Origin of the sequence: Xanthomonas hortorum, assembly GCF_011305375.1 — a bacterium.
Lineage (GTDB): Bacteria > Pseudomonadota > Gammaproteobacteria > Xanthomonadales > Xanthomonadaceae > Xanthomonas > Xanthomonas hortorum_E.
In genome coordinates this window covers 82,052-94,552 of record NZ_VCME01000014.1, presented here as the reverse complement: position 1 = coordinate 94,552, position 12,501 = coordinate 82,052, and the positions used below count along the sequence as shown (strand labels likewise).

Sequence of the window (12,501 nt, the reverse complement as noted above, 5' to 3'; positions counted from 1 at the left end):
GAGCCATCGGGAGCCGCACATGAGCACCACCACTCATCTCGTAGGAGCGCGCCTGAGCGCGACAAGCTTTCTCGGTAACGCCCCGGTCGCGCACAAGTGCGCTCCTACGCATGTCGTCGGGAGATACGTATGAGCACCACCATCCACATGGCCGAGCGCAGCTATTACGAAGCCGATGCGCGCGAGCGTATCGACGGCTTGCTGGACGCCGGTAGCTTCCGCGAATTCGTCGGTCCACGTCGTCGTTTGATCAGCCCGCATCTGGCCCAGCTCGACACCCCCGGCGCGTTCGATGACGGCATCGTGGTCGGCGAAGGCACGCTGCGCGGGCACAACGTATTGATCGCCGCGCAGCAAGGCGCCTTCATGGGCGGTGGCGTCGGCGAGGTGCATGGCGCCAAGCTCACCGGCCTGCTCGAACGCGCCGCAAAAACGCAGCCGGATGCGGTGCTGTTGCTGCTCGACACCGGCGGCGTACGCCTGCACGAAGCCAATGCCGGCCTGATCGCCATCTCCGAGATCATGCGCGCCACCTTGGGCGCGCGCGCTGCCGGCGTGCCGGTGCTGGCCTTGATCGGCAGCGGCAATGGCGCCTTCGGCGGCATGGGCATCGTGGCGCGCTGTTGCAGCGCGGTGATCATGTCCGAAGAAGGCCGCCTGTCGCTATCCGGCCCGGACGTGATCGAGACCGTGCGCGGCGTGGAAGAGTTCGACGCCCGCGATCGCGCGCTGGTGTGGCGCGTCACCGGCGGCAAGCACCGCTATCTGCTCGGCGAAGCGCAGACCTTGGTGGCCGACCGCATCGCCGCATTCGCCGAGGCGGCTGCCCATGCGCTGGACACACTTGCCGAGCCGGAAGGCGAGGCCGCACTGCAGGCACTGGAACTGGCGCAGCAGCAGTTGTCCAAGCGCATCGAGGCTTACGGCGATTGCCGCGATGGTCTGGATATCTGGCAGCGCCAAGGCATCGTCGATGCGCAGCGCCTGCCGTTGCTGGACACCGAGGCCTTCCTCGCTGCCACTGCCGACCGGAGCATTCCATGGAACTGAGCCAACTGCTGGATCAGCTGTTTCCGCTCGGTCACGCCATCGCACGCAACGACGATGTGCTCACCGGCAACGCGATGACCGCTGCGGGCGAGGTCACCGTGATCGGCACCGCCAATAAATTGGAGGTCGGCGTGGACCACGCACTGGCGTTGGCCGCCACCGTGTTGGCGAGCACCCGTGCACATCCGCAGCGGCCGATCGTGATGCTGGCCGACACCGCCGGGCAACGGCTCGCGCGCCGCGATGAACTGCTCGGCATCAACGGCTATTTCGCGCATCTGGCACGTTCGCTGGATCTTGCACGTAGGCGCGGTGCGCGCCTTGTCACGTTGGTGTATGGCGAATCGGTCAGCGGCGGCTTTCTCTCGTTCGGCTTGATGGCCGACCATATCCACGCCTTGCCCGATGCACAGATCCGCGTGATGGATCTGCGTGCCATGGCACGTGTGACCAAGCAATCGGTGGACACCTTGCAGGCGCTGAGCAAGAGCTCGCCGGTGTTCGCGCCGGGTGTGGAAAATTATGTGCGCATGGGCGCGGTGGAGTCGTTGTGGAAGGGCGATCTGGCGCAGGCGCTGCTCGATGCATTGGCCATGCCTAGCGATGGCGATCAGCGTCGTGCACTCGGCGCGCAGCGTGGCGGCCGCACGTTGGCGCGCGATGTCGCCGCTGCCGTGGCAGCCGGCGAGGCCTGAGCATGCTAGGCCGCCACGCACTGGTGTGGTTGCATCCCGATGCGCGCTGGCAGGCGTTGACGCCGGGTGCGCACCCGCGGCTGCAGCAGTGGTTTGCGGCGGGTTTGCCGGCGGTGGTGGCGCGTGGCGACGGCAGCGAAGCACCCGGCACACTGCGGCTCGGCGTGCCATTGCCGCCGAGCGAAGGCAAGCAGCGTCTTGCGTTGAGCGCCAGCAGTGTCGATATCGCACGCAGCACCGCACCGCTGCTGTTGGACGACGTGATCGCCCACACGCCCAGGGATATGCAGCCGGCATTGCAGGCCTTGCTGACGCAGACCCGGGCCAATGCATTGCAGCCGCGCGTGTTCGGCAGCTTTGCATGGCAGGCACTGACCGGGCTTGCGTATGTGCATGCGCACTCGGATCTGGACCTGTTGTGGTCGATCGAAACACCCGAACAGGCGCATGCGGTGGTTACATTGCTGCAGCGCTGGGAACAACGCCATGGCCTGCGTGCCGATGGCGAATTACTGCTGGCCGACGACGGCACCGCCGTGAACTGGCGCGAATATGCCGGCAGCGCGCAGCAGGTGCTGGTGAAATCCAATCATGGCTGCCGGATGGCGTCGCGCACCGCGTTGTTTCCTGTATGGAGCGCGGCATGAGTGCGCTGGCGAAAGATGTTGCCGATGCCAAGGCCGAGACCGCATGTATGCATGGCGATATTCAACATCGTGCATCGCTGCAGGGCGCATCGCGTCTCACCAGCGGCATGGCAAGTCCACTGGCGCACCGACTCGGCCGCCTTGCAGTGCTTGCCTTGCACGCAGAACTGGCCTGCGCACCAAAGCCTGGCCTGGTTACCCCGTTCGATACCGGTAGCCACACCGATATGGACGCGGCCACCTTTCTGCGCAGCCTGTTCGCGTTGCGCGGCTACTTTGTCGCGATTGCGCAAGCCGGCATCGACAACGCGCCGTTCGCACGCCTGCGTCAACTCGGTATCGATGCCGAAGTGGCGATGCTGCGCGCCACCGGCGGCATCAATACCCATCGCGGTGCGATTTTCAGCCTCGGCCTGCTCACTGCGCAGGCGGCGCGCTTGCGTGTCGCGCACAGGCGCTGCCCAACTGGTGAAGCGGTCTGCAACGCGGTGCAGTTGTGGCGCGCTGCATTGCAGGCTGCGCCGCTGAATCCGCACAGCAATGGTCAGCGTATGCGTGCGCAGTATCAGGTCAGCGGTGTGCGCGAGCAGGCCGCAACTGGCTACCCGCTGTTACGTGAAGTCGCGCTGCCGTGCCTGCGCGCTGCGTTGCTCAGCGGCGCCACGCGGGAAGCGGCGTTGGCGCAGACGCTGATGCAGTTGGTTGCTGAAGTGGACGATCTGAATCTGCTGCATCGTGGTGGGCAGGAAGGGCTGGCCTACGCAAAAGTGGAAGCACGTGCCTTCCTCGCCGACGGCGGCATCGCACAACCGCAGTGGCGTGATTGTTTGAACTCCATTGGCGAGCAATTCGTCGCCCGGCGTCTAAGCCCGGGCGGCAGCGCCGATCTGCTGGCCTGCGCCTGGTTTCTGCATCTGCAGGAACGCGCATGACGCTCGCCGTGCTCTGCCCGGGCCAAGGCGGCCAACACGCGAAAATGTTTGCGCGTGTCGCCGATACACCCGCGGCGGCCAGCGTGCTCGCTGCCGCGACCAAGCTGCTCGGTGCATCTGCGCAAACGCTGGCCGCAGACCAAAGCCGTTACGCCAATGCCATCGCACAACCACTGGTGTGTGCCGGCACGCTGGCGCAATGGCAGCTGGTGCGTGAGCAGCTGCCCACGCCGTTGCTGGTACTCGGCTACAGCGTCGGCGAGCTCGCCGCGCATGCGGTGGCTGGCAGCATGGACAGTGAAACCTGCCTGCAGCTGGCCGCGACCCGCGCACGCCTGATGGACGCGGCCAGCCCGGACAATGCCGGGTTGATGGCGGTGGTCGGCCTGCCATTGCGCGCGCTCGAAACGCTATGCCAGACCCATGGTGCGGCACTGGCCATCATCAACGGCGACGACCATGCCGTGCTCGGTGGCCCGCACGCTGCGCTGCAGGCACTCGGCGAAGCTGCGCAGGCGCAAGGCGCGCGCATCACGCTGCTGCCGGTCAGCGTGCCCGCGCATACGACGTGGTTGCGTGCGGCCGCCGACGCATTCGCCATCGCATTGAAAAACGCAGAAATCACTGCGCCAAAGCTGCGCGTGCTGGCCGGTATCGATGCACGTGCAGTCACCACGCAGGCCTTGGTGATCGACACGCTGGCCGCACAGATTGCGCAGACCGTGCACTGGTACGACGTGCTGGTGCAGGCCGCAGAGCGCGGCGCACGCGTGTTTCTCGAACTGGGGCCAGGCAGCGCATTGGCGCGCATGGCGCGGGAGGTATTGCCGGACTGCGAGGCGCGGTCGGTGGACGAATTCAACAGCACCTTAGGTGTTGTCGAGTGGGTCAATGCCGCGTGCGAGCGCGCTGCATGAGGTAACGCTAGGAGAGGCCAGCAACGCGTAGCGAGCAGGCAACCGCCTGGCAGCTGCGCATCGGTGCTGTCGGCCGCTCCTGGTGTCTGACAGGGCGTGACCCTTGGGTGGCGGGTGGCCATCCGTGCTGTACGCGTATCAGGTGTCTGGGAGGGCGCATGACCCCGCAAATTGCAACGATTCTTGGCTTGGTGATCATGTTCATCGTCGCCACCGCATTGCCCATCAACATGGGCGCGGTGGCCTTCGCGCTGGCCTTCATCATCGGCGGCGTGTGGGTGGGGCTGGACGGCAAGGAGGTGCTGGCCGGCTTTCCAGGCGACCTGTTCCTGACCCTGGTCGGCATCACCTATCTGTTCGCCATCGCGCAGAAGAACGGCACCATCGATCTGCTGGTGCATTGGGCGGTGCGCGCGGTGCGCGGGCGCATCGTGGCGATTCCCTGGGTGATGTTCGTCATTACCGGGTTGCTGACTGCATTCGGTGCGCTGGGGCCGGCGGCAGTGGCCATCATCGGCCCGGTGGCATTGCGCTTTGCCAAGCAGTACCGCATCAACCCGTTGATGATGGGCCTTCTGGTGATCCATGGCGCACAGGGCGGCGGGTTTTCGCCGATCAGCGTGTACGGCGGCATCACCAACAAGGTGGTCGAAAAGGCCGGGCTGGACGTCACCGAGATGGCGGTGTTTCTCACCAGCCTGGGTTTCAACCTGATGATGGCGATCATCTGCTTCTGCGCGTTTGGTGGGCTCAAGCTGATGCGTCGGCAGGAGGTCTCGCTGGCCGATGCGCAATACGTGGCGGTGGCCGACGATCAAGCCTCCAAGCGGCCGTTCGCGATCGAAGGGCATGGCTCCTTGGTCGCCGCTGGCGGCGGCACGCTGTCGACCAATCCGCTGGCGCTGGAGGCTGTCGCCATCACCCGCGATCGCTTGATTACGTTGGTGGGCTTGCTGGGTCTGGGTGTCGCGGCGCTGATCTACAACCTCAATGTCGGTCTGGTGTCGATCACCGTTGCTGTCGTCCTCGCATTGATCTCGCCCAGCGCGCAGAAGGGTGCGGTGGATGGCATCAGCTGGTCCACGGTGTTGTTGATCAGCGGCGTGGTCACCTACGTCGCAGTGCTGGAAAAAGCCGGCGCGGTGGACTACATCGGCACCGGCGTCTCGCATATCGGCATGCCGTTGTTGGGCGCGCTGCTGGTCTGTTATGTCGGCGGCATCGTGTCCGCGTTCGCATCGTCCGCAGCCGTGCTGGGCGCCACCATTCCGCTGGCGGTGCCGTTCCTGATGCAGGGTCAGCTGGGTGCGGCCGGGGTGATCTGCGCGCTCGCGGTGTCTTCCACCATCGTCGATGTCAGCCCGTTCTCCACCAATGGCGCGCTGGTGGTGGCTTCGGCCGCGAAAGAGGAGCGCGACGCGCTGTTCCGCCGCTTCCTGGTCTACAGCGGGCTGGTGGTGTTGTTGGGGCCACTGACCGCGTGGCTGCTGTTCGTGGTGCCGGGCTGGCTGTGAGCCGGCATGCGCACAGCGGCGGAGTGGGGCGCCCCCGTAGAATGGGCGGCCCTGCTCCGACGCTAACGACCTGCCCGCCATGACCCTCGCCCCTGATTCGCGCACCGCCAAAAAGCGCGTACCGCTGTACGAGGAAGTGGCCGAGCGCCTGCGCCAGAAGATCTACGACTACGCGTTGCCACCGGGCGAGTGGATCGACGAGCCGGCCCTGGCCGAAGAACTCGGCATCAGCCGCACTCCGCTGCGCGAAAGCCTCAAGCTGCTCGCCGCCGAAGGCCTGGTGCAACTGGACGCCGGCCGCGGCAGCCGGGTCACGCGGTTGACGCTGGAAGACCTCAATCAGCTGTTCCCGGTGATGGCCATGCTCGAAGGCCGCTGCGCCCACGATGCGGTCAAGCGCATCGACGCGGCCGGCGTGCAACGCCTGGAAGACCTGCACGCGGCGATGGAAGCCGCTGCCACCGCTGGCGACCTGGCCGAGTACTACCGTAACAATTATCTGATTCATGAAACCGTGCAGCAGTACGCCGGTAATCCGTGGTTGATCCGGGTCACCCACGATCTGCACCGTATCCTCAAGATGCATCGCGGCCGTCAGCTGTTGACGCCGGGACGCATGGCGCAGTCGCTGGCCGAGCATCGCGCATTGATGGAGTGCGTACGGCGCGGCGATGCCGAGGGCGCAGAACGCACGATGCACGGGCACCTGTTGAGTCAGGGGCAGGCCTTGGCGGCGTATGTGGCAGCGGGCGGCATGTTGAATGTGCCGGCACCCTTGCCGCGGGTCGGCGGGGTGTAGAGCCGCCGTGGCGAACCGCTTAAAGCAGCTGGCTTGACCCCAGGTGCACCTGACGCTCCTACCCTTCTCCCACCGGGAGAAGGTGCCCGAAGAGCGGATGAGGGTACGTCCGCACGTAGCGGCGGGAAGCTCTTGCTCTTGCGAATCCCAAATCCCAAATCCCAGCCTTTGAAAGACCGGGCTACCGCACACCCAACCCGAGCAACCCATCCACACGTTCAATCAACTGCGTCCCAGCCAACCCGGTAAACACCTCCGGGTGCGCATAGCCCCACGCCACCGCAGCAAACGGCAACCCCACCACTTGCGCCGCTTCCCAGTCGGCAACCTGGTCGCCCACATACACCGCCTGCGTCGCGCCATACCCGGTGGCGCGCAGTACACGACGCAAGGCGCGTTGCTTGCCCAGCAGATGCGCACCACCGTCGATCACTGCGAACTTCGCGCTCAAGTCCTTACCCAAGGCGCGTTGCACATTCTCCACCGAGTTGGACGACACCACCGCCAGGCGCGTGCCGCTGGCATGCAGCGTCTCCACTACGTCGGCAATGCCGGCAAACAACGCCATTGGCGGGGCGGCGCGCATCAGGCGGATAAAGTCGGCGGCCACCAGCGGCACGCGCCAGGCACGCAGCCCGGAGGCTTTTAACAGCTCCCGCGTACTCAGCCGGCGAGCATCCTCCACCTCGTGCGCTTGTGCCGCACGGAAACCGTGCCGCTCGGCCAGCACGCGCTGCGTGCTCAAAAAGAAACCGAACGAGTCGGCCAGGGTGCCGTCGAAATCGAAAATGATCAGTGCGGGCATTGCAACGCAAGTATCAGGGCGTCTTAGCCTAACCAATGCCGCTGCCGTGCCATACGCACACACGTCACTACATGTACGCGTAGGCGATGCCGCTTACACTTCGGCGAAGTGCGGCAGGATCGGGTTGTCGCCGTCGGCGTGCTGTTCGATGACCTTGCGCTGCATCGCGGACAGATACGCATCCAGCTCTTCGGTGGAGGCGAACACATCGCTCAGCGGCACCGCCTTGACCATGTCGAAGACCTTGCGGATCTGCGGCTGCGGGTTGGTCACCAGCAGCTTGCCCTGATGGGTCGCCAGCGCCTTGCGCACCTTGAAGATGCTGCGGATGCCGGCGCTGGAAATGTATTCCAGCGCGGTCAGGTCCAGCACCAGGGTGACGATGCTGGTGCCCAGCAGTGGCGACAGCGCCGCATCCAGGTCCTGGTAGGTGTGGGAGTCCAGGCGCCCGGTCAGGATCACGCGTTGACGGGTGTCTTGCGGCGGGTCGATCTGGATGGCGAGCGTGGTCATGGCAGTGCCTCGGGGACAGGGGCGTACGGATGCAGCAAGGTGATACGCACGACGTTATATGCACCATCGCGACGGTAGTCGATGTGATCGGCGAACTGATGCACCAAAAACAACCCCAATCCGCCGATCGGCCGATCGTCGAGCGCGGCGTCCAGCTCCAGTTCCGGCAGCGCACGCGGGTCGAAAGCGCTGCCCGGGTCGCTCAGCTCCAGTACCAGCGCCTGCGCGTCCAGCTGCAGCTGCAGGCGTAAGGGCTGTTCGGCGCATTGGCCGTGGGTGAGCGCGTTGCAGCCGAGTTCTTCCACGATCAGCCGCACCTGGCCGATGCGCGCTTCGTGCAGGCCTTCGCGCATCAGCGAGTCTTCCAGCGCGTCGTTGGCGCCGGCCAGTTGGGCCAGCGACGGCGCGATGGCCAGTTCGAGCTTCATCCGGTCGTTGCCTTTCCGGGACCGTCCCGGCCAGCGTCTGCCACCGGCTCAGCATGCTCCTGGCGCAGCCGGATCGCCAGCAGCGTGATGTCGTCGTACGCATCGGCCTGGCCGGTGAACCCGGCGATGTCGTCGATGACCGCCTTGCACTGTGCCGCCGCGCTACGGCGCGGATGCAGCGCGGCCAGCAGCCGCTCCAGCCCGTAGCTGGCGCCGTATTCGTCCATCGCCTCGGTCACGCCATCGGTATAACCCAGCAGGGTCTGCCCGGCGCTCATGCGGCCCTGCAGCACCGGGTACGCCAGCTGCGGCTCGATGCCCAGCGGCGCACCGGTTTCCAACGGCAACGGCCGCACCGTGCCATCCAGGTCGATCAACAGCGGCGGCTCGTGCCCGGCGCTGGCCAGCCAGTATTCGCCGCTCACCACATTGATCACCCCGCACAGCACCGTGGCGAACATGCACGGCTCGTTGTTCTCGGCCAGCCGCGTGGAGGCGGCGATCAGGATGGCGTCCGGGCGCGTGTGCCGGCGCGCGGCGATTTCCAGCACGCTCACCGCGCGCGCCATGAACAAGGCGGCCGGCACGCCCTTGTCGGAGACATCGCCCACCACAAACCACAACAGCCCCGGCTCGGTCTCGATGAAGTGGTAGAAATCGCCGCCCACCGCCTTGGCCGGTTCCAGCCAGGCGCAGGTTTCCAGATGCGAGTTGGCGCGGTCGAAGGTGCGCCCGGACGGCAGCATCGCCTGCTGGATCTCGCGCGCAATCTGCAGCTCGCTGTACATGCGTTCGCGCGCAGAGGTCATCTCGCCGATCTGCGCGATATGGTCGCGGATCGCACCGCGTGCACTGTCGAACGCACGCGCCATCACGCCCACTTCGTCATCGCGTTCGATATGCCGCAGCGGGTACTCGAATTCGCCACGGCGAAAATGCTCGGCGGTATCGGTCAATTCCTCGATCGGCCGCGTCAAGGTGCGGGTGATCCGCCCCATCAACCACCACCACACCGCCGCGCCCAGCAATGCCGCCAACGCCACCCATGCGGCCAGCCAATTCAGGCCGGCCAGCACGTAGTTTTCCGATGCGGACAGCACAAAGGTCCAGCCGCTGCGCCCCACCGCCGCGCTATGGGTCAGAAAGCGCTCGCCATCTGGCGCGGTGTGCGAGAACGAGATCGGCTGGCCCGCCGCCACTGCACGCTGCAGCGGTGCCAGATCCGGGCGCGAACGCGCCACGTAGGTAGCGAGCGTGTCATGCAGATTGAGCGCAGGGTCGGGGCTGAACATCACCATCCCCTCCGGCGACAACAGCATCGGCCGGATGCTGATGTCGTGCGGCAACTGGTCGATGATCTCGCGCAGATGTTGCAGCGGCAGATCCACGCTCACCATGCCCACCGGCGCCGCATCCACGGCATCGCCCGGCCGGCGCAGTGGCAGGTTGTAACTGGTGTACAACTCGCTGCCGCCATTGGTGTTGATATACGGCTCGGACCACCACGCGCGCCCTTCGCGCTGGGTGCGCAGATACCACGGCATCGCGCGGTAATCGTATCCCAGGTCCTGCACCGATTTTTCCAGCACGCGCGTGCCATCGCGATGCACGTACCAGACAAACCCGGTATCGCCGGCTTTTTGCGTGCGCGGTTCGATGATCAAACGCGCCGCGCCGATATCCGGGTCGCCACTGAGCGTGGCCAGCAGCAACGCACGCAGATTGAACGGCTGCAGCCCCACCGCACCGCTGCTGGCCGCCAATGTGCGGCCGCTCACCTGCACTGAATCCAGCATCGCCGCCAGGCTGCGCGCGGTCTGCTCGGTCAAGCCATCCACTTCGGTGCGCGCCGCTTCCACCAATTCGGCACGGGCGCCCAGGTAAAACACCGTGCCCAGGACCGCCAGCAGCAGTACCAGCACTGCGGTGGCGGCCAGCAACACGCGCATGCGCAGGCTGCGCCGCCAGTGCACGCGCGGGGTGACGGCCACGTTGTCGGCTGGCGATGTGAACCCCGTGGCGATAACGCGCTCCCCCTAGCGGACAGGTCGAATCATGGCAGCTTTCCGGCGGGCAACAACTGCCTCACGTCAGCTGCCGTAAATTGACCCCACCGGCTCAAGCGGACTAGATTGAGCCCCCTTATCGCCATGGAGGCCGGCCTTGCGCCTGATTCTCACACCGAGCCTGCTGGCCCTTTTGCTTACGGCCTGTAACGCCCCGGAGACCAGCATGACCCAGACCACATCCCCCGCAACCGAGGCCACTGCAGAAGCCGACGTGGAGGCGGGCGGTCGCGGCCTTGCCAAATTGAATCCCAGCCCGCGCAAGGCCTTCGAGGTCACGCTCACCCTCGACAAGGCGCCCGGTACCTTCGGCCTGGTCCAGGGTGCGGCGCAATACGACGTCAGCAACGAAGCCGAATGCGGCAAGATCCAGGCCGACACCGGTACCGCCGGGCGCATCACCAGCCAGGAAGACTTCGCGCTCAAGAAGATCTCCGACACCGAGTACCGCGGCACTGTCTATCTGGACCTGATGCAGGACGAGGACTATTACGGCCGCGGCGTCTGCCATTGGGAATTCAGCGGTGCCAGCGTGCTGCTCAAGGCCACCGGTGCCGAAGAAGAGACGCGCTTTTTGTCGTTTATCGAAGGCAAGACGGTGACTGCGCAGCAGCCGCAGACGAAGTACTACTGGAGAGAGGGTTATCCGAACTCAGGAATGGACGACTTCCCTGATGTGGGCGAACTGACTCCTGACAAATTCAAGCCTGAGATCCGCGACAATCTCTTCACCATCACACTGGCTGCCAAGGAAGTTGCGCCATGAGCATTCCATCGCCCCAATACGCGGGCTTGTCTGAAGACGCCTACAAGGATCGCGCGGTAGGTCGGCGTGCGCCGGGGCAGGAAGAGATTGTTACGGTTGAGGGGCAGCGTTACGCCGTTCTCGAACACGTCAACAACAAGTCCAATGGCTACCAGGGCACGATTTACCGCCGCGAAGGCAGTGGCGAAATCGTGGTTGCGCATCGGGGTACCGAAGGCGCGGCCAAGGACATTCTCACCGACGCGGCGATGGTCACCTCGCGGACCAATCCGCAAGCAGCTGATGCGCTGGCATTGACCAAACACGCGCTCGATTATGCGGAAATTGCGGGAAAGCGAACCGGTCACGCACCCGAAGTCACCGTCACCGGCCACTCCCTCGGCGGCGCGCTCGCACAGGTCTCCGCGCACCACTACGACCTCAAGGGCGAAACCTTCAACTCGTACGGTGCAGCCAGCCTGAGCTACCGCATCCCGGAAGGCGGCAACAGCGTGATCAACCACGTCATGGCGTCCGATCCGGTCAGTGCCGCCTCGCCGCATTTCGGGCAGGTGCGTATCTATGCCAAGCCGGATGAAATCACCACGTTGAATGGCGCCGGCTACAGCAACAGCAAGGCCAACTTCCTGATCCCGGACTACCCGCTGGTGGCGGCCGGCAGCTCGCTGGGCGCGCACAAGCTGGGCAACTTCCTGGGCGAGCACTCAGCGCTCACCGATCCCAACGCGCGTCCGCTGGCTGAAAAGAACGCGCGGATGATCGACGAATACCGCAACGATGTGGATGGGCTGCGCACCGGCACCACCATCCTGACGCGCAGCGCGCGCGGCCTTGGCCAGGACGCGGTGGACGCCATCCGCGGCCCGCTCGCACCGGGCGAACCCGCAAAGCGCGACGCGCGCGAGCACGGCAACGACCACACCTCGCTCCGCATCGATCAGCCGGGTCACGTGGGCAATGCCTTGTTTCAGGATGCACAGCGTGGCGTGCATGCGCAGGACGCGCGCGCAGGGCGCACACCCGACCAGCAAAGCGCCCAGTTGTCCGGTTCGCTCGCATCGGAAATGCATGCCATCGGCGGCAAGCGCATCGACGAAGTGGTGATGAGCCCCGATGCCGCGCGCACCTTCGCCGTGCAGGGCCGTGCCGACGATCCGGCGCAACTGCGCGTCAGCGTCGAGACGATGACCGCCATCAACACCCCGCTGGAACAGAGCAGCCAGCGCGTTGCAGAAAACGCCGCACGCCAGTCGGTGGCATTGGAACAGCAGCAGTCGCAGACCCAGCAACAGCAGCAGGGCGCACGCGCGATGAGTTGAGTGCGGGCATGCGTTCGCGGCCCGGTGGTGTTTATTCGCTCAACCAGCCT

Annotated in this window: 13 protein-coding genes; 9 read left to right on the top strand and 4 right to left on the bottom strand. The window is 65.5% G+C overall.

Annotation, left to right across the window (positions count from 1 at the left end; genetic code table 11):
* Nucleotides 1-147: 147 nt before the first annotated feature.
* The 7 genes from FFY45_RS13555 (at nt 148) to FFY45_RS13525 (ending at nt 6,554) form a co-directional block, all read left to right on the top strand.
* A complete protein-coding gene (locus FFY45_RS13555; RefSeq protein ID WP_176340872.1) occupies nt 148-1,050 on the top strand; it encodes a biotin-independent malonate decarboxylase subunit beta in 903 nt (300 codons plus the stop codon).
* Entirely contained in the window at nt 1,041-1,745 is a 705-nt protein-coding gene (gene mdcE / locus FFY45_RS13550; RefSeq protein ID WP_176340827.1) for a biotin-independent malonate decarboxylase subunit gamma, read from the top strand. Before FFY45_RS13555 ends, mdcE begins: the two co-directional genes overlap by 10 nt.
* Before the next feature lie 2 nt (nt 1,746-1,747).
* On the top strand, nt 1,748-2,392 hold the full coding sequence (gene mdcG, locus FFY45_RS13545) for a malonate decarboxylase holo-[acyl-carrier-protein] synthase (protein ID WP_176340826.1): 645 nt from the start codon (nt 1,748-1,750) through the stop codon (nt 2,390-2,392).
* 107 nt (nt 2,393-2,499) lie between these two features.
* A complete protein-coding gene (gene mdcB, locus FFY45_RS13540) occupies nt 2,500-3,324 on the top strand; it encodes a triphosphoribosyl-dephospho-CoA synthase MdcB (RefSeq protein ID WP_176340871.1) in 825 nt (274 codons plus the stop codon).
* Nucleotides 3,321-4,241, top strand: coding sequence for a malonate decarboxylase subunit epsilon (gene mdcH, locus FFY45_RS13535; RefSeq protein ID WP_176340825.1), 921 nt, complete (start codon nt 3,321-3,323; stop codon nt 4,239-4,241). Before mdcB ends, mdcH begins: the two co-directional genes overlap by 4 nt.
* Nucleotides 4,242-4,399: 158 nt before the next feature.
* Nucleotides 4,400-5,755: an SLC13 family permease gene (locus FFY45_RS13530; RefSeq protein WP_023905270.1), complete on the top strand. Its 1,356-nt coding sequence runs from the start codon at nt 4,400-4,402 to the stop codon at nt 5,753-5,755.
* A gap of 79 nt (nt 5,756-5,834) precedes the next feature.
* Nucleotides 5,835-6,554, top strand: coding sequence for a GntR family transcriptional regulator (locus FFY45_RS13525; RefSeq protein WP_176340824.1), 720 nt, complete (start codon nt 5,835-5,837; stop codon nt 6,552-6,554).
* A 181-nt stretch (nt 6,555-6,735) separates the two neighbouring features.
* Here the strand turns inward: FFY45_RS13525 and FFY45_RS13520 are convergent, their stop codons facing one another.
* The 4 genes from FFY45_RS13520 to FFY45_RS13505 all read right to left on the bottom strand — a co-directional run bounded on the left by FFY45_RS13520 (nt 6,736) and on the right by FFY45_RS13505 (nt 10,249).
* Complete coding sequence (locus tag FFY45_RS13520) at nt 6,736-7,359, bottom strand: HAD-IA family hydrolase (protein WP_176340823.1); 624 nt, start codon at nt 7,357-7,359, stop codon at nt 6,736-6,738.
* 93 nt (nt 7,360-7,452) lie between these two features.
* Nucleotides 7,453-7,872, bottom strand: coding sequence for an STAS domain-containing protein (locus FFY45_RS13515; RefSeq protein ID WP_006452511.1), 420 nt, complete (start codon nt 7,870-7,872; stop codon nt 7,453-7,455).
* Nucleotides 7,869-8,300, bottom strand: a complete 432-nt coding sequence (locus FFY45_RS13510; RefSeq protein WP_023905273.1) for an ATP-binding protein — start codon at nt 8,298-8,300, stop codon at nt 7,869-7,871. The genes FFY45_RS13515 and FFY45_RS13510 overlap by 4 nt, the downstream gene beginning before the upstream one ends.
* Nucleotides 8,297-10,249, bottom strand: a complete 1,953-nt coding sequence (locus FFY45_RS13505; RefSeq protein ID WP_217902576.1) for a SpoIIE family protein phosphatase — start codon at nt 10,247-10,249, stop codon at nt 8,297-8,299. The genes FFY45_RS13510 and FFY45_RS13505 overlap by 4 nt, the downstream gene beginning before the upstream one ends.
* 283 nt (nt 10,250-10,532) lie before the next feature.
* Between FFY45_RS13505 and FFY45_RS13500 the strand changes: the two genes are divergently transcribed.
* Both FFY45_RS13500 and FFY45_RS13495 read left to right on the top strand, forming a co-directional pair.
* Nucleotides 10,533-11,132, top strand: a complete 600-nt coding sequence (locus FFY45_RS13500) for a hypothetical protein (RefSeq protein WP_176340821.1) — start codon at nt 10,533-10,535, stop codon at nt 11,130-11,132.
* The gene (locus FFY45_RS13495) at nt 11,129-12,451 is read left to right on the top strand and encodes an XVIPCD domain-containing protein (protein WP_176340820.1); all 1,323 of its coding nucleotides are present in this window, start codon (nt 11,129-11,131) and stop codon (nt 12,449-12,451) included. Before FFY45_RS13500 ends, FFY45_RS13495 begins: the two co-directional genes overlap by 4 nt.
* Nucleotides 12,452-12,501 lie beyond the last annotated feature (50 nt).